The sequence below is a fragment of the Paractinoplanes deccanensis genome (assembly GCF_016862115.1).
GTDB classification, from domain to species: Bacteria; Actinomycetota; Actinomycetes; order Mycobacteriales; family Micromonosporaceae; genus Actinoplanes; species Actinoplanes deccanensis.
This window is the reverse complement of record NZ_BOMI01000025.1, coordinates 1-21,770: the sequence shown is the minus strand read 5'-3', so window position 1 is coordinate 21,770 and position 21,770 is coordinate 1. Positions and strand designations below refer to the sequence as shown.

Here is a 21,770-nt window from a genome sequence, read left to right as displayed (position 1 = left end):
CGGGCCTCCCGTCTCAGGACAACAGCCGTGAGTTCGTTTCCCACCTGGAGACAAATTGGGCTGTGGACACGCAGGCCGCCTGCCGGACAAAACGGGCTATGGACACATGCCCACCCAAGACGACAAATCCGGCTGTGGAGACGCGACCTGCCCGACGGACGAATCGGGCTGTGGACACACGGGCCGCCCAAAGAGGACGAATCCGGCTGTGGATGCCGCCCTTGCGTGGGCGGGACGGGTCAGTTCGCAGGGAGGGGCGGCAGCGGCCGCCGGTCGAGCCACGTCGTGAACAGGTCGTCCAGCGGCGCCGCGGTGAAGCGGGCCGCATGGCCCCGGAACTGCTCCGTGGTGACCAGCCCGTGGCGGTGCTCCGCCACCCACGAGCGCAGCATGGCGAAGAACGCCGCGTCCCCCATGCGTTCGTGCAACGCATACAGGGTCAGGGCGCCGCGCTTGTAGACGACCGGGTCGAACATGCGCGACACGCCCGGGTTCGCGACCAGGACGTCGGCGGGGCTCTGGGCCAGCGTCGCGTGCCACTGGGTGGCCAGCGTCTGGACCGTGGGGCCGCCCGAATACGAGGACCACAGCCATTCGGCGTACGTCGCGAAGCCCTCGTTCAGCCAGATGTGGCGCCAGTCGGCGACCGTCAGGCTGTTGCCGAACCACTGGTGGGCCAGCTCATGGGCGACCAGCCGCTCGTGGGAGCGCCAGCCGTCCACGTGGTTGCGGCCGAACACGGCCATGCCCTGGGCCTCGATCGGGTCGTCCAGGTCGTCGTCGGTGACCACCACCGCGTACGAGCGAAACGGGTACGGGCCGAACAGGTCCGTGAACGTTCGCATGATGTCGGCGTGGCGGGCGAAGTCGTGGCGGAACGTCCGGCGCAGGCGGGGCGGGATCGCGGCGCGCTGGGGCACCGGGATCGCGGCCAGGTCGAGCAGCTCGTAGCGGCCGACCTGCACGCTCATCAGGTAGGGCGCGGTCGGCTCGTTGCGCTCGTACACCCAGGTTGTCGTGCCGGCGCCGCGGCGGCGGGAGACCAGGTCGCCGGTGGCCACGACCGTGTACGGGGTGGGGGCGGTCAGCGTGAGCAGGAAGCCGGCCTTCTCGAGGCGGTCGTTGCACGGGAACCACGACGGCGCCCCGTTCGGCTGGCTCGCGACCAGGGCGCCGTCGGTCAGCTCGTCCCAGCCGATGTCGCCCCAGCGGCCGGAGATCGGGACGGGCTTGCCCGCGTACCGGATCTCGATCTTGAAGGTGGCGCCGTAGCCGAGCTGCTTGTCGGGCTTGACGCGCAGCTTGCCGGCGCGGTGGGCGAACGACGCCCGGTGGCCCTCGACGCGGACGTCCTGCACGCGGAACTGGCCCAGGTCGAGGCTGAACCGGGACAGCGCCTGCGCGGCCTGTGCCGTGATCGTCGCCTTCCCGGTGAGCCGGTTGGACTCCACGCGGTAGTCCAGGTCGAGGTCGTAGTGCAGGACCCGGTAGCCACCGTTGCCGTGCTGGGGCAGGTACGAGTCGGTGGAACGGTCGCTGCCGGTGGTCATGCCCAGGTCGCGATCGGGTTTCCCTGCCAGCGGCTGTCGGCGGGCACCGCGTCGCCGCGGGTCACCAGCGAGCCTGGGCCGACCGTGGTGCGAGCGCCGATGCTCGCGCCGGGCAGCACGATGCCGTGCGGGCCGAGAGTGGCGCCCGCGTCCAGAGTGACCGTATCCATGCTCATGATCCGATCATGGAACAGGTGGGTCTGCACGACGCACCCCCGGTTGACGGTCGCACCCTCGCCGAGCCGCACCAGATCGTACTCGGGCAGCCAGTAGGTCTCGACCCACGAACCGCGGCCGATCGTCGCGCCGAGGGTGCGCAGCCAGGCGTTCAGCAGCGGGCTGCCGCTGGCGAAGCGGAACAGCCACGGCGCCGCCAGCACCTCCACGAACGTGTCGGCGAGCTCGTTGCGCCAGACGAACGACGTCCACAGCGCGTGCTCGGTGACCCGGAACCGGCCGACCAGCAGCCACTTCGCGGCGCTCGCCAGCAGCGCCGCCACGATCACCGCGGCGAACAGCACCGGACCGGCGGCGGCCGCGGCCACCCAGCCGTTGGACGCGCGCCAGATCTGCTCGAGCGCGCCCAGCACCAGGACCGCCAGCACGGCGGCGAGCATCACCGGAACGACGCGGCACAGCTCGATCGCGGCGCGGGCCAGCTTCAACTTCAGGGGCGGGTCGTACGTACGGCTCGCGTCGCCCTCCTCCACCGTGCGGCGCAGCGGCATCGGCGGGGCACCCAGCCACGACGAGCCCTTCTTCGCCTTGCGCGGCGCCGACGACAGCACCCCCACCAGACCCCGCTTCGGTACGGAGCGCCCGGGCGCCGCCATGCCCGAGTTGCCGAGGAACGCCTGCTTGCCGATGCGCGCCGGGGCCACCCGCAGCCAGCCGTGGCTCAGCTCGTACGTGGCCACCATGGTGTCGTCGGCGAGGAACGCGCCGTCCTCGACCGTCGTCATCTTCGGCAGTGCCAGCACCGTCGACAGCTCCGCGTTGCGCCCGATCTTCGCGCCGAGCAGCCGCAGCCACACCGGCGTGAACAGGCTCGCGTAGATCGGGAACAGCGCGATCCGGGCCATCCCCATGAGCCGCTCGGTCGTCCACACCTGCCAGGCGATCCGTCCCCGCACGGGGTGGTAGCCGGCGCGCACGCCGACGCTGAGCACGCGCACGGCGACGAGCACGAGCAGCGCGTACGAGAGGAAGTAGGCGACCGCGGCGACCGGCGCCACCGCGAGCGCCGCGCCGAGCTCGGGCCCGCCGCGAAGCGCCCAGCCGAGCAGGGCGAGCGCCGGCAGCGCGGCCACGACCGGCAGCAGCCCGAGCAGCTGGGCCGTGACGCTGTAGACGACCACCCACAGGCGCGACCTGCGCTGCGGGCGCTGCGACGGCCAGCCGCCGTCGTCCTTGGCGGAGGCGGGCACCGCGGGCGACCCGGCCCAGCGCTTGCCCGCCGGCACCGCGCCGGTCACGGTCGAGCCGGCGTCGATGTGCGCGCCCTTGCCGACGCGGGCGCCGGGCATCAGGGTGCTGCGGCCGCCGACCCGGGCGCCGGCGCCGACGCGCACCTTGCCGACCCGCACGACGTCGCCGTCCACCCAGTAGCCGGAGAGGTCGACCTCGGGCTCGATCGCCGCGCCCCGGCCGAGCTTGAGCAGGCCGGTGACCGGCGGCGCCGAGTGCAGGTCGACGTCGCGGCCGATCTGCGCGCCGAGCGCCTTCGCGTACGTGATCATCCAGCCGGCACCGGCGACGCTGGTCGCGCCGGTGAGCTCGGCGAGCCGTTCGGCGGCCCAGAGGCGCAGGTGCACCCGGCCGCCGCGCGGATAGTCGCCCTTGCCGACGCCGCGCAGCAGCAGCCGCGCGCCGCCCGCCGCGATGGCGATGCGGCCCGGCGGGCTGAACAGCACCAGCCAGCCGGCCACGATCCACCACCAGTGGATCGCCGGTCCCCACGGCGCCAGCGCGAGCAGCGTGGCGGCGACCGTGAGCCAGCGCAGGCCGACGAGCACGAGCATCGGGGTCATGAGCAGCGCCTGGATCAGGCCGGCGCGGCGGGGCGTGGGCGCGACGTCGCGGCGGACCGTCTCGGTGGCGCGCAGCGCGTCGAGCACCGCTGCCATCTCGGACAGCTGCGGGCTCTGGTAGATGTCGGCGACGGCCACCTGCGGGTGCTTGAGCCGGATCCAGGCCACCAGCTGGGCGGCGTTGAGGCTGCTGCCGCCGCTGCTGAAGAAGTCGGCGCCCGCGTCGGACGGGCGTACGCCCAGGATCTGCTCCCAGCCGCCGGCGAGCCACTGTTCGGTGGCGCTCAGCTCGGCCTCGGCAGCGGACGCGGAGGCCAGCGGCCACGGCAGCGCGGCCCGGTCGACCTTGCCGGACGTGCGGGTCGGCAGCGTCTCGACCTCGGCCAGCAGCGGGACCAGCGCCGCCGGAAGCTGCTCGCGGATGCGCAGCGCGGCGGCGGCCGCGTCGAAGCCCTCGCGCGGCACCACGTAGCCGACCAGCAGCTGGTTGCCCGCGGCGGTCTTCTTCACCGCGGCGGCCGCGCCGGCGACGCCGGGCAGCGCCTGGAGCGCCGCGTCGACCTCGCCCAGCTCGATGCGGCGGCCGCCGAGCTTGACCTGCTCGTCGCCGCGGCCCAGGAAGAGCAGGCCCTCGGGCTCGGCGCGCACGATGTCGCCGCTGCGGTAGGCGCGCTCCCAGCCCAGCGAGGGCAGCGGCGCGAACTTCTCGGCGTCCTTGGCCGCGTCGAGGTAGCGGGCCAGGCCGACGCCGCCGATGACCAGCTCGCCGGTCTCGCCCATGGCGACGGGCAGGCCGGCGCCGTCGACGACGGCGAGCTCCCAACCGTCCAGCGGCAGCCCGATGCGCACGGGTCCCTCGCCGGTCAGCGGGGCGGCGCAGGCCACCACGGTCGCCTCGGTCGGGCCGTAGGTGTTCCAGACCTCGCGGCCCTCGACGGCCAGCCGCTCCGCCAGCTCGGGCGGGCACGCCTCGCCGCCGAAGATCAGCAGCCGGACCTCGTCGAGCGCCTCGACCGGCCAGAGCGCGGCCAGCGTCGGCACCGTCGACACGACCGTGATGCGCTGCTCGGCGAGCCACGGGCCGAGGTCGACGCCGCTGCGCACCAGCGAGCGCGCGGCGGGCACCAGGCAGGCGCCGTGCCGCCACGCGAGCCACATCTCCTCGCAGGAGGCGTCGAACGCCACGGAGAGGCCGGCCAGGACGCGGTCGTGCGGGCCGATCGCGTCCGCGTCGTCGCCGGCGAGGAAGAGCCCGGCCTCGGCGTCGACGAACGCCGCCGCCGAGGCGTGGGTGACGGCGACGCCCTTCGGGGTGCCGGTGGAGCCGGAGGTGAAGATGATCCAGGCGTCGTCGTTCGGCCCGGGCCGTCCGGTCCGGCCTTCGGGGGTACGCCGCATCGCGACGCTCAGCCCGTCGCCGAGCACCGCCGCGACACCGGCCTCGACCCAGACCAGCTCGGCGCGCTCGTCGGGGTCGTCCGCGTCGACCGGCACGTACGCCGCGCCGGCCGCCAGCACGCCGAGGATAGCCAGATAGAGCTCGGCCGTGCCCGAGGAGACCCGGATGCCGACCCGGTCGCCGACACCGACACCGTGCCCGGCGAGGGTGGCGCGCACCGCCTCGACCTCGTCGGCCAGCTCCCGGTAGGTCAGCACCCGGCCGCCGGCGTCGATCGCCCGCGCCCCGCCGTGTGCCTGCACCGTCGCGTCGAGGATGTCGACGAGCGTGCGGCGCACCGGGGTGGACCGGGAGTGGAACAGCGCCGGGGCCTCCGGCGCGAACGCGATCTCGGGAAGGTCGATCAGACGAAGGTCGGTCGTCACTGTCACCGGGCGTTTGCTCCATCTCCACCCTTGCGGGTCAACACGTCGGCCAGGCGCACGGCGATGGGCCGCCCGGGGCGACAGCCAACGTTACAGGTGGGAAACGGCGGGTGACGGCGGTGTGTCGAAGGTGACAGAGGGGCCGGTCAGGCGTCGCCCATGACCAGACCCTCGATGGTGTGCTTCTGGGTGATAGGCGTCAGGCGGTCGACGACCGGGCAGTCCAGGTGGCGTCGCACCTGGTCGGGAAGGCTGTCCCAGTACTGCTTGGTGACCGCCAGGTCGTGCTTGTCGCTGTTGGTCGCGTCCGGCGCGTCGACGCCGAGCACCAGCACCGGCCGGGCGAACTCGGAGAGGTTGGCGGTGCCCCGGTGGATGGTGAGCGCGGACCGGGCCGAGATGTCGCCGCGCTGCGGATATTTGCGGACCGCGCGCTCGGCGTACCGCGGGTAGTGGGATTTGGGCGGGAACATGCCGTGGCCGAAGTCGGGCTCGTCGTCGAACTGGGTGCCCGGGGCGATCTCGAACGGGCCCATCTCGTCGGTGGTGTCGACCCCGGTGAGGTTGAAGGCCAGCGAGTCGAGCCGCCCCTCCCGGCGGGTCACCTCGGGCATGGGGAAGTCGCGGTGCCACGGCTGGTTGACGGCGCCGGGGAACGGGATGTCGAAGCCGAGCTCCACGATCCGGTAGTCCGGGCCGAGCACGGCGGTGCAGACGGCGTCGACCCACGGATGACCGGCCAGCTCGGCGAAGCCGCGTAACTGCTCGGGGTGAATCTCCACGTACCAGCGCTTGGGACCGCGGCCGACGGCCCCGCCGGGACGCGCCTTGGCCTCGGCGAACGCCGCCTCGATGTCCTCGCGCATGGCGTCGGCCCAGTCCGTGCCGAACGCGCCGCGCAGCGCGGTGATGCCCTCGTCGTAGATGGCGGTGCGAGCCTTCTCGCCGGCCGCCGCATCGATGGAAATCGTCATGCACCCTGCCTACAGCGGCGTTTCCAACGTTGCAAGTCGACGGGAGCGCTCCCAACGGCCTACCATCACCGCAAACCATAGATGCCTGTCGAAGTGTTGCGCCCCACCGTCGAAGCGCTTCGACAACCCGGAAGATGGGATTGACATGCGGAAACGCATCCTCGCGCTCCCCCTCGCGGCGGCCGTGGCCGTCACCGCCGCGGTCGCGCTCCCCGCCTCCGCGGCCGCCGGCTGTCGGGTCGCGTACACCGTCAGCAGCCAGTGGCCCGGCGGCTTCGGCGCCAACGTCACCATCACCAACCTGGGCGACCCGCTCACCTCGTGGACGCTGGTCTGGTCGTACGCCAACGGCCAGACCGTCACGCAGGCGTGGAACACCGCGCTGACCCAGTCGGGCGCGCAGGTCACCGCCCGCAACGCGGGCTACAACGGCTCGGTCGCCACCAACGGGACGGTCTCGTTCGGCTTCAACGGCTCGTCGACCGGCACGAACACCGCACCGACCGCGTTCACCCTGAACGGCACGGCGTGCACGGGAGCCACCACTCCGACGACCCCGCCACCGACGAGCCCGCCACCCACGACCGGCGTTCCTTCGGACGCCGCCTGGGTCGACTCGGGCCAGTGGGCCTCGTGGACCAACAACGGCTACACGCTCTACAACAACATCTGGGGCTCGGGCGCCGGCACACAGACGATCTGGGCTCGTACGGGCACCAACTGGGGCGTCGTCGCGAACCACCCCCGCACCAGCGGCGTGAAGTCCTACCCCAACACCGGCAAGACGCTGAACCGTACGCTCAGCTCGCTCTCGTCGGTGACCAGCTCGTTCAACGTGACCGTGCCGGCGGACGGTGACTACGCCACCGCGTACGACATCTGGGCCGACAACCACGCGTACGAGGTGATGATCTGGGCCAACCAGCACGGCGCTGTCGGTCCGATCGCCGAGGCGTACGACGCCAACGGTGCCGTGCCGACCGTGCGCAACCTGACGGTCGGCGGCCACACGTGGAACGTCTACCGCGGTTCGAACGGCGCCAACGCGGTCTACTCGTTCGTGCGCGCCAACACCAACGCCGGCACCATCGAACTGCTGGCGATCATGAACTGGCTGCGCACCAACAACTGGTGGGGTGACGTGACGATCGGCGAGCTGCAGTTCGGCTTCGAGCTGACCGGCACGGCGGGCCAGTCGGCCTTCACCACCAACAGCTTCTCGCTCGCCTTCTCGTAGTTCTCGGCGGGAGGGGCCGCTGTCGGCAGCCCCTCCCGTTGCGTCAGTGCTCGGTGACCGTCCCGTTGACGGCCTTCTTCTGGCCGAGCTGCGCGAGCAGGCCGGCCAGGTCGATGCCGGTCAGGTCGGTGCCCAGCTGAAGGCCCTGCGCGACGTTGTTCGCCACCGACTTGGTCAGCGACGACGCGCCGTCGGTGGAGATGACGGTCATCTTGTCGATCGAGCCCATCGGCGCGCTCGCCGCCTCGACGACCTGCGGCAGCACCCGCACGAGCAGGTCGAGGACGGCCGCTTCGCCGTACGCCGAGAACGCCTCCGCCTTCTTGGCCATCGCCTCGGCCTCGGCGCCGCCCTTGGCCAGGATGGCGGCCGCCTCGGCGGCACCCTCCCGCTCGATCGCCTCGGCGATCGCGGACCGCCGGCGCTGCTCCGCCTCACCCTCCTTGGCACCCTCGATCGCGTTGGCCTCGGCCAGCGCGGCCCGGCGGGCCCGCTCACCCTCACCGGTCAGGCGGGCCTGCTCGGCGGCGGCCTGCGCGGCCGCGATGGTGGCCTGCCGCTGCGCGTCCGCGGCGAGCACGGCGGCGTTGCGGGCCGCCTCGGCCTCCTGCTCGACCTTGTAGCGCTCGGCGTCGGCCGGCTTGCGCACCTCGGTGTCGAGCTGGCGCTGCTTGAGCTCGGCGTTGCGCTCGGCCACCTTTTGCTGCTCGGCGAGGATCGCCTGGTCCCGCTCGGCCTGCGCGAGCGGGCCGGCGGCCGCCGACTTCGCCTTGGCCGCGTCGATCTCGGCCTGGATGCCGGCCTGCTTGAGGGCGAGGTTGCGCTGCGCCTCGGCGATGGCCTCCTCGGCGAGCAGCCGCTCCTGCTCGGCCGCCTGCCGGGCACGGGCCTCGGCGATCGCGGCGTCCTTGAGCACGCGGGCGGCCTCGGGACGGCCCAGGTCCTGCAGGTACGAGCCCTCGGCCAGGATGTCCTGAAGCTGGAACGTGTCGAGCACCAGACCCTGGTTGGTCATCGAGTGCTCGGCCTCCTCGGCCACCGCGCTCGCGAACGCCGCCCGATCCCGGATGATCTCCTCGACGGTGAGCCGACCGACGATCGAACGCAGCGCGCCCGCGAGCACCTCGCGGGTGAACTCCTCGATCTCGGCCTGCTGGTGCAGGAACCGCTGCGCGGCGGCCCGGATCGCGCCCTCGTTGCCGCCCACCTTGACGATGGCGACACCGTGCAGGTCGGCCCGGATGCCCTGCTTGGAGACCGCGCCCTTGATGCCCACGTCGATGCGGCGGCTGGACAGGTCGAGCGACTGGAGCTTCTGCACGACCGGCAGGACGAAGACCGAGGCGCCCATGACGACCTTCTGCCCGGACAGGTCGGTGGTGCTCGTGCCGTCCGCGGACTGGGTCACCCGGCCCTTGCGCCCGGTGATGATGAACGCCTCGTTCGGACCGGCCACCTTGATCCGGGACAGCACGAAGAGGATCAGCAGAATGATGAGGAGAACGGCACCGCCGACGGCGATGAGCAGAGGTGACATCTAGGCCTTTCCAGGGGTGTGATGGGTGTTCTCGTCGATCCGGAGGGTCTCCTCGACGACGACGCTGGTGTCGGACGGCGCCTCGACCACGAAAACTTGGGCGCCGGCCGCGATCGGGTGCTCCGCCCGCGCGTACACCTTGACGGGTTGCCCACCCAGGAGAACGCGCACCTCGCCGTAGCCGCCCCCGCGCGGCACCGCGGTGACGACGACGCCGAGCGTCCCGACCAGATCCCGCCGCGTCGGGGTGGCATCGGTGCGCATGCCGTGGGCCGCGCGCGAAAGCCGCAGGGCGAACCAGGCGGTGGGCAAGGCGGCCACCAGCCCGGCAACGGGCGGCAGCACCGCCGACCCGGACAGCTCCGCCGCGATGGCGCTCGCGAACCCGAAAGCGCCGACGAAGCCGGCCACCACCTCGAGCGAGACCGGCCCGTCCCCGACGTGCAGGAAGCTGAGCAGTTCACCGCCGAGCAGGGAGAGAGCCAGCACCACCACGCCGGCGGCACCGATCACCAGATAGATCGTCGTGGCCGTCGCCATCCGCCCTCCCCCCTATGAACGACGAGGTCAGGGTAGAGGAACCCCGCCACTCAAGCTTGGGCGCCTCCGTCGATCCAGCGCCGCAGAAGCGCGGTGCGCTCCGGCGGCCAGGCCCCGTCACACGGCATGGCACCCCGGGCGAGAACGGCGTGGATGCTTTCCGCGTGCTCCCGAACGTCATCAACCGACCACAAATCGAACATGCCAAGCATGGCGTTGCGATCCCGGTCCCGAAACAGCGGCCGAATGTCGGCCGCGAAGCTCAACTCCATGGGGGCGTCCTCCCTTTGCTTCCTTGCTTCCTTGCTTCCTTGAGGACTGCGCCGCCCGGTCGCTCGTGACAGGTGCGATGCTGAGGCCGTGTCCTCGCCCCCCGCCGGCCGCAGTGCGATTTGTGCCGAGCGAGCACCCCTTCGGCTCGGAGGCGGCGATGCTGACCGGCGCGCATGCCACCGGCGTCGACGCGGCCATCCCGGTGGAACGGATCCGTCGATTGGTCCTGGTGGCCGGCGGGGACGACATGGTCTGGCCCAGCGAGTGGCAGGCGCGCTCGATCGCGGACCGTCGCGCCCGGCAGGGAGTCCCCACGCCGGCACGTAGACCACCACGCGTAGGTTCAGACCAACCCTGGCTTGATGGCGAGCCACGCACGGAGCCTGTCGGCCAGATCCGGATCCTCGACGTGCGCCCGGTGCCGTTCGGCAGCGTTGAGCAGATTCTTGGCGCACCGCGAATCGCGCATCTCATCGAGTTCCAGCGACCGCAGACTCCGCGGATCGGCCGGAACGGCGACACGGTCGAGCGCCACCGGTATGGCATCCAGGCATGCCCGAACCACAGCGTCCGCCGACGGCAGGGCCGAAGCCGCCGTTCCGGCGTCGCGCATCCGCGCCACGAAGTACGCCGTCCGCTCCGCGACCTCGGCCCGGCCGAGCGCCGAACGCCGGCCGGCCTGGCCCAGCAGCCAGATCTCGAGCCGAGCCCATTCCCGTCGCTCTGCCACCCGATGCTCCCATCGCTCATCGATCAGGAGCAGCAACTGCAACCACCAGTTCGCTTCCGGCGGCGCCGGCTGCCGACGGTCGAGCCATCGACGACGCCCCTCCTCATCACAACCCAACAGCTGATCGAGCTCGTCACCGGCGATCATCCGTCCCACACCTCACGCTGTCGGCGGTGGACCTGCCCGTCCGCCGGGATCTGATGTGATGATCTTCAATGCTACGATCCGGCGCCCCGTGGGTGGGGCATCGGGGAGAAACACATGCATCGCACTGTCCGGACGTTTCTGGCTGCGGCGGCCGCCGCGCTGAGCGCCACCACTGTCATCGTCGGTCTGGCGTTCGCTCCGGCGCAGGCCATGAACTACGACTCCGTACCGTTGAGCGCCCGGTCCTACACCGACAAGGCGCAGGCCTCGGCACCGAACCCGGATCCGTCCGGTGACTTCCTGATCGGCACGAGGGACGGGCACACCGGCCGCGCGTACTTCACGTTCGACCTGACGCCGTTGAAGGGACAGGTGCTGCACCGAGTCACCTTCTATACCACCGAACGGTCGGTCAACGACTGCTCGTCGGCCGCGCCGATCGAGGTGTGGCGCACCAAGCCGGTCACCGCCACGACGACCTGGCAACACCCGCCCAAGGATCTCGAGCTGCTCGACCAGCGCTCCTACGGCAGCGGCGTGATCTGCCCGGGCGCGTACCTCGGCGTCGAGCTGGTCCCGGCGGTCCAGGCCGCGTTCGCCCGCGGCGACAAGACCCTGACCCTGGCCGTACGCATCGCTGCCTCGGCCGAGAACGACCCGAAGGCCGGCCGCACCATGACGCGGGCGCGGATGAGCTACGCCGCCAACCACGCGCCCAAGGTCAGCGGCCTGAAGCTCAAGTTCCCGGAAGGGGGCTGCGGCACGCTCGACAAGCACCCGGCGGCCGGCACGTTCATGCAGGTGCAGGCCACGGCCACCGACGCCGACCCGGCGGACCACCCCAGGATCACGTACGCGTACTGGCCGGTCGACCGGCCCGGCGAGCGCAAGGAATCGTCGAGCCCGAGCCTCGGCCTCGCCGGTCTCGCCGACGGCACGGTGGTCGCGTGGACCGCGCGGGCCGCCGACAACGACGACGCCGGTCCGTGGGGCAGGACGTGCTACTTCACGGTCGACACCACCGCGCCCACGACCACGCCGGTCGTGTCCTCCAAGAAGTACCCCAGCGCCGACTTCCCCGGCACCGGCGGGCCGGGAGTGCCGGGCACCTTCGTGTTCGACGCGGGCGGTGACACCGAGGTCACCGGCTTCGTCTGGAATCGGCTCGACGGCGGCCTCGGCGAGCGCGTCAAAGCGAACCACCCCGGCGGCCGGGCCAAAGTGACCATCACACCGCCCTATGCCGGCCGCGGTCGTCTCGAGGTGGCGGCGCTGGACGCGGCGGGCAACCGGGGCGTGTTCGTCCGGTACGAGTACCAGGTCCGCAACACCGCGCCGTATGCCGTCTTCGAGATGAACGGCGTCGGCCTGACCAGCCACATCAAGCTCCAGACGGCGGCAACCGAGGTCACCTCGTTCGGGTACGCGGTCGACGGCGGCCCGGAGACGCGGGTGCCGGCGACCGGCGGCAGGGGCGAGGGTGACCTGGTGTTCGACAGCGTCGGCACGAAGACGGTCGTCTCACGCGCCTACGCGGGCACCAAGATGATCGGCGCGCAGAACGACAGCGTCACGGTCACCGACGCCCCGAAGGTCACCTCCGCCGACTTCGACTGGACGAAGACCCCGGTCGTGGGCGTGCCCGGCACCTTCACCTTCACTCCGCGTACCACGAACGTGGTCGGCTACCTCTACAGCGTCAACGATGGGGACGAGCAGCGTGTCGACGCGCGGCCGGACGGCACCGCGGAGCTCGCCTGGACCCCGGAGACCCCGCGCGGCTACACCATCACGGTGTCGTCGGTGGACGCGTCGGGCAACCGGTCGCAGCCGTCGCGGGAGTCGTTCTCGGTGGTCGACAACCGTCCCGGGGTGGAGGCGTACACGTTCGGCGCGCGCGTCGGCGACCCGGTCGCGGTGAGCGCCTGGTCGGACCTGCCGAACGCGGTGGCCATGGTGTACAGCTTCGACGGCGGCCCGCAGCGGGAGGTCGCCGGGTCCTTCGCGACCTTCGAGGTCGTGCCGGCGCACGCCGGGGACAGCCCGGTCACGGTGTGGGCGAAGCTGGCCGACGGCTCGCTGTCGCCGTCGACCACGTACGTGTTGCACATCGAGTCGGGTCCGCGGCTCACCGCCCACGGCCCGTTCGGCGAGGAGGCGGTGGCGGGACGCCCGCTGACGCTCACCCTCGGGGCCGGGCAGGAGGGCGCGGCGACGTTCCGTTACCAGGCGACCAGCTCCGACGGCGTGGACCTTCCCGAGCTGACGGTCCCGGTGGACGCGGACGGCAAGGCGACGGTCACCGTCGACGTGCCGGACGCCTGGACCGGGCTGACGATCACCGCGGTGAGCCTGAGCGCTGACGGCGTGGTCTCGGACAGCACCTCGCGGTGGGTGCTGGTGCGCGACCCGCGTGTGGACGTCAATGTCACGCCCGCGCCGCTGGGTGAGCCAAGTCAGTTCGGCTTCTCCGCGTGGGACCTGACCGAGGTGACCACGAAGTTCCTCTGGCGCGTAGACGACGGGCCGGTTCAGGAGGCACCGTACGACTGGTCCAGCTGGGAGACAGTGGTCTCGTACACGGCGGATCGCGCCGGCGAGCACACCCTGTCCGTGCGGCGGGAGTTCACCGACGGTTCGCTGTCGCCGGTGACGGCCGTGCCGTTCACGATCGGTTGATGAGGTCGGCGACGAGCGTGGTGTAGAGGTCGGCGAAGCGGGCGCGCCGCCCCGCGTAGTGGTCGACGTGGGCCTTTCGGGGCTCGTACGTCTTCCCCGTGGCTCGGGGCGCCCGCGGTATGCCCGGCGCCAGCACGTCCAGGGCGAGCAGCGCCGTACCGCGCTGGGTGGCTCGGCGGCGGGTCACGTGGGTGACGGGGCGGCCCAGGACGTCGGCGAGGATCTGCAGCCACGACGGCTGGTCGTTGCTGACCCGGCCGGAGGCCGCTACCTCCACGATGCCCGGTGCGGCCGGGTGCAGGTCGTCGGCGACGCGGGCGTACGTCATCGCGACGCCCTCGATGATGCCGCGGAACAGGGTGTCGGGGTCGGTGGCTGCCGACACCCCGGTGAGCGCGGCGCGTGCCTGGCCGGCCCAGCCGGGGGCGCGTTCGCCGGTGAGGTAGGGCAGCACGAGCGGTGTGGCGTCGCTCGGCGGCGCACCTAGAGTGGTGGCGGCGTCGGGGCTGAGGCGCAGCGTGTTCTGTGCCCAGCTGACGGCGCGGCCGACGTCGTTGATGGCGCCGCCGAGCAGGGTGCGCCGCGACTCGACGCGGTAGTTCCACAGGCCGAACGGGAGCGGGTCGGCGGGGCCGTCGAGCAGGACGCGCAGCGCGCCGCTGGTGGCCGTGGCGGCGGTGAGGACCGTGGCGTCGAGCGCGCCGGCGCCGATGTTGCTGGCGTAGCCGTCGGTGATGGCCGGGAACCACACGGCGCGGGCGAGGGCGGGCCGGCGGGCGGGAGCCGCCGCGGGTGCCGGCTGGGCCGTGTCGCGCGGCGGGGAGAGCCGGCCGGGGTCGAGGCCGGCGGCGGCGAGCAGGCCGGCGTCGAGGATGCCGGTGCGGCGGTCGAGCAGGCCGGTCCACGCCACCGTGGAGGTGCCGGCGAGCGGTAGGCCGATCAACCGGGCGAAGATGTACTCGCCGAGCGACCACCAGTGCGCGGCGGCGGCGACGACCTGCGGCTGGGTGGCCGCGAGCCAGCGCAGGCGCGGGGCGTGGTAGCTGGTGTGCAGGCGGGTGCCGGTGCGCTGCTGCACCTCGTACTCGTCGAGCTCCTGCCTCATCGCCGTCACCTCGCCGGCGCTGCGGGAGTCGGCGTAGGTCAGGCACGGGGTCAGCGCGCGGCCCCTGGCGTCGACAGCGATCAGCGAGGCGGCGAAGGTGTCCATCGCGACGCCGGCGATGCGGGTGCCCAGGCGCGGGTCACCGGTCACCGCGTCGAGGACCTGCTCGACCTCGGCGGTCACCTGATCGGGGTCGATGATCGAGGTGCCGTCGGGCGCGACCGTGAAGGCGTGCTCCACCTTGTGCTGAAGGCCGTGCACCCGCCGGCCGGACGCGTCGTGCACGCCACCGCGGGTGGCGGTCGACCCGATGTCGAGCGCGATAACGAGCGGATCCAGGGCTGCGTCGAGCGCGACGTCGTCGTCGGTGCGGGTCACCCCTCGACCCTAAGCGCAGGAGTCCCGGCGCGCTCAGATGTCCGTGATGGTGCTCAGGTAGTCGGTCATGTAGGCGCGGACCTTCTTGCGGATCTCCGGGCCCAGGTCCTCGAGCGCCGCGCGGTTGAGGGAGACCTTGGCGCTGTTGCCCTTGAAGCGGGCGTGCTCGGCGCGGTACTTGAAGAACAGCACCTGGGTGACCGAGCTGCTGCCCTCGACCAGGCAGGCGAGCATCGAGACGAAGACGTCGTCGTTCTCGCCGGGCTCGACCAGGCCGATCTGGAAGCGGGCGATGCTCGCGTGCTCGGTCTCGCGGCTGAAGATGGTGAGCCACGACGTGTCCGGCTTCATGGCCTTGAGGACGTCGATGGCGGACTGGAGCAGCTTGAGCGCGGCGACCGACGGGCCGAGCGCCACCGACAGCACTTCGATGATCTTTTCGTGCACCTCGGCGGCCTGGCCCTTGGCCGTGTAGTCGGCCCAGCCGCTCTCCTGGAGCACCCAGCCCACGTTCTGCAGGACCTGGGTGTATGCCGAGTACCACGCGATCGGGTCTTTCTCGGCGGAGGCGCGTTTGTTGGCCACCAGCTGGGCGAGCAGCGCGGAATTCGAGATCGCCTCGCGAACCTCGGGGGTGACGCCCTGCGCGAACGACATGAGGCCGGAGCCGACGACCTGCGCCTGCGCCTTCGCCGCGTCGAAGATCTCCTGGGGTTCGGCCGCCATGCCCTGCGGAACAATGCCGCGCGGCGTGCCGGACAAGTCGATCGATCTGACGAATTCCCTGGCCTTTTCGTTCTCCGCCAACATCGACTTTCCTCCCCTGTGGCCCGCGCTGGAATTCCGAGTCTCCGCGCATTCCCTGCACGCCTCAATGGCCGAACGGTGGAATGCCTGTCGCATTGCCGGCAGTGGATCCTGGGGTCATGCCTCAGCGACGAGCGGCCCTTGCCATCGGCGTCAGCGACGCGGCGCCGCTGCCCTTCCTCGGCGGCGCGGTCAACGGTGCGCGGGAGTTCCACACCTGGGCCCAAAGTCTGGGGTACGAGTCACGCCTGGTCACCGACGAGACCGAACCCGTGACGGCGCCCCGGCTGCGCCAGGAGTTCGAGACGCTGCTCAGCGGCGAGGCGTTTCACCGGCTCATCATCTATTTCGCCGGTCACGGTCTCATCCGCGAGCTGGAGCAGGGCCTGTGGCTGCTCTCCGACTGGCACAGCGAGCAGCGCGCCGTGGCGGTCGAGGTGCTACGGCGGCGGCTCGGCTTCTACGGCGTCAACCAGGTGGCGATCTTCGCGGACGCGTGCCGGAGCCTGCCGGCCGACGTCGACACCGCCGATCTCACCCCGGACGGCCTTCTCGGCAAGGGCCCGCGGCCCCGGTCGGCCACGATGTCGGTCGACAAATTCATCGCCGCGCAGGACGGCACCGAAGCATTCATGATCCCCGGAAAAGACCCGGACGACGATCGCTGCCTCTTCTCCGGTGTCGTTCTCTCCGCATTGTGGGGCACCCGGCAGGAGGCGTTCTCGACATTGCTGCCCGGAAAGGTGACGAGCCGGAGCCTGGGCACTTTTCTGCAGAGCGAGGTGCCGCGGCTCGCCGAGACGTACCGGCTGACGCTGGTGCCGAGCGTCACCCCGACCTTCCCCGAGAACGACGACATCTACTACGGCGACGGGCCGCCCGTCGAGGCGCCGGACTTCCCGCCGTGGCCGCCGGGCGAGGCGGTGCGCTCCACCGGCCGCGTCGTCCTGAGGGCACGCGACGAGCAGCCCGACGAGGTGCTCGAGCACCGGCTGCGGGCCCAGGAGCGGCCGCAGGCGTTCGAGACGGGGTCGGGGTTCGCGGTGGACGGCGCGACCGTGGCGGCGGTGTGGAAGCCCGGCGGGGTCAGCACCGACTTCGCGGGCCGGCGCGACTGGTGCCGCCTGCGTCACGAGGCGGCCGACCAGCTGCTGCGCCCGGAGCCGGCCCAGCTGGAGCTGGCAAACGGGTTGTTCACGGCGGTCACGGCGCTGCCGCTTTTCATCGGGTCGGTGGTCGTACGGGAGAAGGGCGCGGCCGCCCTGGTCTACCGCGAGCTGCACGCCGGCCCGACGACCTACGCGGCCACGGAGCTGGCCATCGGCGAGCTCGAACGGGGCGGCCTGCGCGCCGGCGCCGCCACGGACCTCGCCGCCGAGCTGCGCGCAGGCAAACACCTCGATCCGGTACGAGGGGTGCTCAGCGCCTACCTCTACGACGCGGTCGCCGACGTGGAGAGCATCAGGCACCTGGCGCACTGCTACCTCGCCCAGGACGAGCCGATCCCGTACGACATCGCCCTGCTCGCCGACCTCGACGCGAGCACCGACGACAGCGGGCAGCTGCGGGTGACGGTGCCCGCGGTGGCCGCCCAGCCCGCCACACCGGAGGCCACCGGGCCCGTCGCGGGTTTCTGGCCGATGCTGCGCCAGGGCTGGGCCTATCTGGACGACGACCCCGCCTCGGCCCTGGTGCGCCCCGGCCTGGCCGAGCTGGCGGCGGAGCTGACGACGGCGCGGTTCACGACCTTTCCCCGCGCCGCCGGGCTCCGCCTCGCCGAGCTCTTCGGCCTGACCCCCTAGCTAGCCGGCGACGTGGTCGGCGATCGGCGCCTCGGCGGGCAGGCTGTCCATGAAGGAGCTCACCGAGAAGACCGCGTTGCCGGCACCGGGCGGGCCGTATCCGGGCGGGCTGGACAGGCCGTTGGCCTCCATGGTCGCGCGGTACGCCTCCAGCAGGCGGATGTGGTACTCCAGCGGGGCGCCCTGCGGGTTGGTGCGGCCCAGCGGGGTGGTCGGCTCGGGGCACCAGGTGGTGAAGCGCGGGGTGATGCCGCGCGACATGAAGTACTGCAAGCCCTCGGTGGTCGACTCGATCGCCTCGTCGACGGTGCGGAAGCCGAACGGCTCGGCCATCTCGACGCCGGCCACGAAGTTGGGGATGACGTTGCGCGGGCCGAAGACCTCGGCCGACTCGAGGATGCGGCGGTGCCACTCCTCGCGGCCCACGTACCGCTCCTTGCCGGGGCAGTAAAGCTCGAACAGCCGCTTGTCCCACACCTCGTAGTTGGGGTGGTAGATCTGGATGCCGTAGTCCTTGAAGCGCTGCACGTCGGCGCGGGGCAGCGCCTGGGCCACCACCTTGCCGATCCAGCGGCCGGGGAAGCGCTCCTCGATCGCCTGCGCGTAGCGGCCGTAGAAGTCGGCCTCGGCGAGGCCGTCCACCTTCGAGGTGACACTGCCGCCGGTCAGGGTGTAGGCGTGCGAGGTCTTCGCGGTGTCGTACTTGTCGATGATCTCGAGCGCCTCGAGCACCTCGTCGACCGGCTTGACCCCGGTGTACGGCCGGCCGGCCGCCTTGTGCTGCCGCCAGTTGTGGTTGATGTCGCAGTACTGGCACTCCTCCTTGGCGCCGAAGTACTGGCAGACCCGGAAGACGGTCAGGTAGACGAGGTAGCCCCACTGGATGGTGGGCGCCACCTCCATGACCTGCTTGCCGTTGGCGAGCGTGTGGCGGTAGTAGTCGGGCATCGGCGGCAGCCCGACGTCGGCGATCGGCTTGCCGTCGAGGAAGAGCTGGAGCTTGCCGTCCTCGCCGGCCTTCACCCGATACGGCGATTCCGGATTGGTGCGGACCGAAACAACGGTGCGGCGAAGCTCGTACGGCCCGCCGGTCAGCACGATCTCCTCCGGCGGGCGCCGCAGCGCCGCCGTGCCGAGTTCCGGCAGCGTGCGGTGGTCGAACGAGAAGATGAAGTACGACTTCGGCTTGACGTCGCCGTTCTCGTTGTCGGTGAGCGCGGAGTCGTCGAAGGCCAGACCACCCCGCAGCAGGTCCTCCTTGATGACCGCTTCACGCGGAATGTGCGGGAAACGACCCATGAGATCTTCAACGAGATCCGTACGTGACGACATGCGCCCTCCTGCAAGTGGTGAGTCGATCTCATTCCATGTCATCACGGCTGCGCGCCGTCACCGGGTCCCCCGACAGAGACGTTAGCGACACCGAGCAGCTCCGCGAGCACGGCCGCCTCGCTGATCTTGACGTCCTTCGCGGCCGTCAACAAGAGCAGGGGCCCCGTGCCCGCCAGCTCGCGCAGATGTGCCAGGGCCGCCGCCTGCTCGCCGTGGGTGAGCTCGGCCTCGTAGCGGTGGCGGAACTCGGCGAAGCGCTCGGGCGCGTGCCCATACCACTTGCGCAGCTCGGACGAGGGCGCGACCTGCTTGCACCACTCGTCGAGCCCGGCCCGTTCCTTGGTCATCCCGCGCGGCCAGAGCCGATCGACGAGGACGCGAGCGGACCCGTCACCGGCGGGATCGTCGTAAACCCGCCCGATCCGGACTTGCCTCTTCATCATCGACCCTCCGGCTTCCCATTCTTACCTCACCACGTACCCTAGGGGCCCTAGGTTTTGGACCACGACCCCAAGGACAGCCGTGCCACGCCAGGGACTGACCACCGACCGCGTCGCGGCGGCCGCCACCGAGCTGGCCGACACGCTGGGCCTCGACCGGCTCACGGTCGCGGCGGTCGCCCGGCACTTCGGGGTGGCGGACGCCAGCCTGTACGGCCACGTGCGCAGCCGGGAGGCGCTGCTGCACCAGGTGGCCGTCCGGGCCGCGGCAGCCTTCGCCGACCGCCTCGCGCTCGCCGTGGCCGGCCGCGCGGGCCGCGACGCGCTGACCGGTTTCGCCGGCGCCTACCGCGAGTTCGCCGTAAGCCACCCCGGCCAGTACGCGGCCACGAACCTCCAGCTGCCGCCGGAGGTCGGCCTCAACTCGAGCGGGCACCTGAGGCTCATCGAGCTGAGCTACGCCACACTGCGCGGCTACGGCATCGAGGAGCCCGCCCTGACCGACGCCATCCGCTTCGTCCGCAGCACCCTGCACGGCTTCGCCACCCTCCAGACGGCCGACGGTTTCGGCCACCCCCGAGACCTCGACACGTCCTGGCAGAGCATCGTCGAGGCCCTCCACGTCACGCTGACCCACTGGCCCACCGCTGAGTAGTCTCACGACAAGGACAACTGATGACCCCCTTGGTGGTACGCCGCGAAGGCACCGGCGACCCGATAGTCCTCCTCCACGGCTCCGGCGGCGGCCTGCACAGCTGGGACCCCCTGATCGAAAAACTCGCCGACACCTACGAACTGTGGATCCCCGCCCGCCGCGGCTACGCCCCCAGCACCCTCCCTCCCACCCCCAAGTCCTTCGCGGACGAGGTGACCGACGTGCTCGAGGTGCTCGACAGGATCGGCCGCCCCGCCCACCTGGTCGGCGCCTCCTACGGCGCACTCCTGGCGTTACACACCGCCCTGGCCGCACCGTCACACACCGCCCTGGCCGCACCGCCGCCGGCCGCACCACCACACGCCGCACCACCACACGCCGCACCACCACACGCCGCACCGCCACTCGCCGCGCCGCCGCACGCCGCGCCGCCACTCGCCGCGCCGCCGCACGCCGCGCCGCCACACGCCACAGAGCCACACGCCGCAGAGCCGCACGCCGCGCCGCCGCACGCCGCAGAACCGCACGCCGCGCCGCCGAAGGCTGCGCGCGGGCGGCTGCGCTCGCTCGCCGTCTTCGAACCGCCGCTCTTCGCCACCGGGGCGGTGATCCGGCCGCTGCTCGACCGTTACCGAGCGTGCTTCGAGCGCGACGACCACGCCGGCATGTTCGCCGTGCTCAACGAGGTGACGAGGGTGCCCGCCGACATCGTCGCCGCCTTCGGCCCGCCCTCACCGGACCCGGTCGCCGCAGTCGGCTGGCTGCACGACCTGGAGGCCCTCACCGCAGAAAGCCCCTCCTTCACGGGCATCACCGTGCCCACCCTGATCCTCCAGGGCGCCGACACCTGGGAACCGATGCCAACCTCGATGGACGCCCTGGCCGCGGACCTGCCCACCGCGCGCCGGGTCACCTGGGCGGGACAGTCGCACTTCGCCCCGTTCGTCGCGCCGGAACTGATGGCGGACGCCCTGCGCTCGTTCTACGAGCAAGCTGGTCTCTGATCAGCCCGCAGTCTCGGCCAGCCCGTGGTCTGGGCCAACCCGCGGGTCCCGGCCAACCCGTGGTCTCGGCCAACCCGCGGGTCCCGGCCAACCCGTGGTCTCGGCCAACCCACAGGTCCCGGCCAACCCGCGGCCGACCGGCGATCCCGCCCAACCGGCAGTCCCCGTCGGCCTGCGACCCTGCCGGCCTGCGACCCCGTCGGCCTGCGACCCTGCCGGCCTGCGACCCTGCCGGCCTGCGACCCCGCCAGCCTGCGATCCCGCCCAACCGGCAATCCCGGCCAGCCCGCGGCAGTGGCCAGCCTACGATGTCGGCCGACTGGCGATCCCGACCAGACCGCGTCCTGACCAGACTGTCAACGGCGGCCGAAAACTGACCCCCTGGCGTCGCTTGGGTTCCAGGGCTAGGGGGTCAGTTCTCACGCGTCGCCGATACAGACCGCGGTCGCGACCAGACCGCGTCCGTGATCGATCGGTTCTATCGGCCTGCGATCCCGGCCGATCGGCGTCCCGGCCAGCTGGCGATGCCGCCCAGCCCGCGATGCCGCCCAGCCCGCCATCACGCCCAGCCCGCCATCACGCCCAGCCCGCGATCCCGCCGATCGGCACTCCCGGCCAACCCGCGATCCCGCCGATCGGCACTCCCGGCCAACCCGCGATCGTGGCCAACCCGCGATCGTGGCCAACCCGCGATCGTGGCCAACCCGCGATCGTGGCCAACCCGCG

General features: G+C 71.8%; 16 protein-coding genes. 5 read left to right on the top strand and 11 right to left on the bottom strand.

Annotation, left to right across the window (positions count from 1 at the left end):
• Nucleotides 1-239: 239 nt before the first annotated feature.
• The 3 genes from Ade02nite_RS08230 to Ade02nite_RS08220 form a co-directional block, all read right to left on the bottom strand.
• Nucleotides 240-1,550, bottom strand: coding sequence for a M1 family metallopeptidase (locus Ade02nite_RS08230; protein WP_203760945.1), 1,311 nt, complete (start codon nucleotides 1,548-1,550; stop codon nucleotides 240-242).
• Nucleotides 1,547-5,410, bottom strand: a complete 3,864-nt coding sequence (locus Ade02nite_RS08225) for a Pls/PosA family non-ribosomal peptide synthetase (protein ID WP_203760944.1) — start codon at nucleotides 5,408-5,410, stop codon at nucleotides 1,547-1,549. Before Ade02nite_RS08225 ends, Ade02nite_RS08230 begins: the two co-directional genes overlap by 4 nt.
• 140 nt (nucleotides 5,411-5,550) lie before the next feature.
• A complete protein-coding gene (locus tag Ade02nite_RS08220; RefSeq protein ID WP_203760943.1) occupies nucleotides 5,551-6,378 on the bottom strand; it encodes a phytanoyl-CoA dioxygenase family protein in 828 nt (275 codons plus the stop codon).
• A 145-nt stretch (nucleotides 6,379-6,523) separates the two neighbouring features.
• Here Ade02nite_RS08220 and Ade02nite_RS08215 point away from each other — a divergent pair, with 145 nt between their 5' ends.
• Complete coding sequence (locus Ade02nite_RS08215) at nucleotides 6,524-7,615, top strand: glycoside hydrolase family 12 protein (RefSeq protein WP_203760942.1); 1,092 nt, start codon at nucleotides 6,524-6,526, stop codon at nucleotides 7,613-7,615.
• Between the two features lie 43 nt (nucleotides 7,616-7,658).
• Here the strand turns inward: Ade02nite_RS08215 and Ade02nite_RS08210 are convergent, their stop codons facing one another.
• The 4 genes from Ade02nite_RS08210 to Ade02nite_RS08195 form a co-directional block, all read right to left on the bottom strand.
• Nucleotides 7,659-9,152, bottom strand: a complete 1,494-nt coding sequence (locus Ade02nite_RS08210) for a flotillin family protein (RefSeq protein WP_203760941.1) — start codon at nucleotides 9,150-9,152, stop codon at nucleotides 7,659-7,661.
• Nucleotides 9,153-9,692, bottom strand: coding sequence for an NfeD C-terminal domain-containing protein (locus tag Ade02nite_RS08205; protein WP_203760940.1), 540 nt, complete (start codon nucleotides 9,690-9,692; stop codon nucleotides 9,153-9,155). It abuts the gene before it with no gap.
• 50 nt (nucleotides 9,693-9,742) lie between these two features.
• On the bottom strand, nucleotides 9,743-9,964 hold the full coding sequence (locus Ade02nite_RS08200) for a hypothetical protein (protein ID WP_203760946.1): 222 nt from the start codon (nucleotides 9,962-9,964) through the stop codon (nucleotides 9,743-9,745).
• Between the two features lie 344 nt (nucleotides 9,965-10,308).
• Nucleotides 10,309-10,842, bottom strand: a complete 534-nt coding sequence (locus Ade02nite_RS08195; protein WP_203760939.1) for a hypothetical protein — start codon at nucleotides 10,840-10,842, stop codon at nucleotides 10,309-10,311.
• 114 nt (nucleotides 10,843-10,956) lie between these two features.
• On the opposite strand from Ade02nite_RS08195, the gene Ade02nite_RS08190 reads away from it, so the two are divergent.
• Nucleotides 10,957-13,521, top strand: coding sequence for a hypothetical protein (locus Ade02nite_RS08190; protein WP_203760938.1), 2,565 nt, complete (start codon nucleotides 10,957-10,959; stop codon nucleotides 13,519-13,521).
• Here the strand turns inward: Ade02nite_RS08190 and Ade02nite_RS08185 are convergent.
• Nucleotides 13,508-15,004, bottom strand: a complete 1,497-nt coding sequence (locus Ade02nite_RS08185; protein WP_203760937.1) for a gluconokinase — start codon at nucleotides 15,002-15,004, stop codon at nucleotides 13,508-13,510. The two genes, Ade02nite_RS08190 and Ade02nite_RS08185, sit on opposite strands and share 14 nt — an antisense overlap.
• A 33-nt stretch (nucleotides 15,005-15,037) precedes the next feature.
• A complete protein-coding gene (locus Ade02nite_RS08180) occupies nucleotides 15,038-15,730 on the bottom strand; it encodes a hypothetical protein (RefSeq protein ID WP_203760936.1) in 693 nt (230 codons plus the stop codon).
• A 200-nt stretch (nucleotides 15,731-15,930) separates the two neighbouring features.
• On the opposite strand from Ade02nite_RS08180, the gene Ade02nite_RS08175 reads away from it, so the two are divergent.
• Nucleotides 15,931-17,613, top strand: a complete 1,683-nt coding sequence (locus Ade02nite_RS08175; protein WP_203760935.1) for a caspase family protein — start codon at nucleotides 15,931-15,933, stop codon at nucleotides 17,611-17,613.
• On the opposite strand, the gene Ade02nite_RS08170 is transcribed toward Ade02nite_RS08175, so the two are convergent.
• Both Ade02nite_RS08170 and Ade02nite_RS08165 read right to left on the bottom strand, forming a co-directional pair.
• The gene (locus Ade02nite_RS08170) at nucleotides 17,614-18,945 is read right to left on the bottom strand and encodes a radical SAM protein (RefSeq protein WP_203760934.1); all 1,332 of its coding nucleotides are present in this window, start codon (nucleotides 18,943-18,945) and stop codon (nucleotides 17,614-17,616) included. It lies immediately after the preceding gene.
• 41 nt (nucleotides 18,946-18,986) lie between these two features.
• Nucleotides 18,987-19,388 carry a DUF488 domain-containing protein gene (locus Ade02nite_RS08165; protein WP_203760933.1) on the bottom strand — a complete coding sequence of 134 codons (402 nt, stop codon included), beginning with the start codon at nucleotides 19,386-19,388 and terminating at the stop codon, nucleotides 18,987-18,989.
• A 79-nt stretch (nucleotides 19,389-19,467) separates the two neighbouring features.
• On the opposite strand from Ade02nite_RS08165, the gene Ade02nite_RS08160 reads away from it, so the two are divergent.
• The gene (locus Ade02nite_RS08160; RefSeq protein WP_203760932.1) at nucleotides 19,468-20,040 is read left to right on the top strand and encodes a TetR/AcrR family transcriptional regulator; all 573 of its coding nucleotides are present in this window, start codon (nucleotides 19,468-19,470) and stop codon (nucleotides 20,038-20,040) included.
• A gap of 20 nt (nucleotides 20,041-20,060) precedes the next feature.
• The gene (locus tag Ade02nite_RS08155) at nucleotides 20,061-21,044 is read left to right on the top strand and encodes an alpha/beta fold hydrolase (protein ID WP_203760931.1); all 984 of its coding nucleotides are present in this window, start codon (nucleotides 20,061-20,063) and stop codon (nucleotides 21,042-21,044) included.
• Nucleotides 21,045-21,770: the final 726 nt, after the last annotated feature.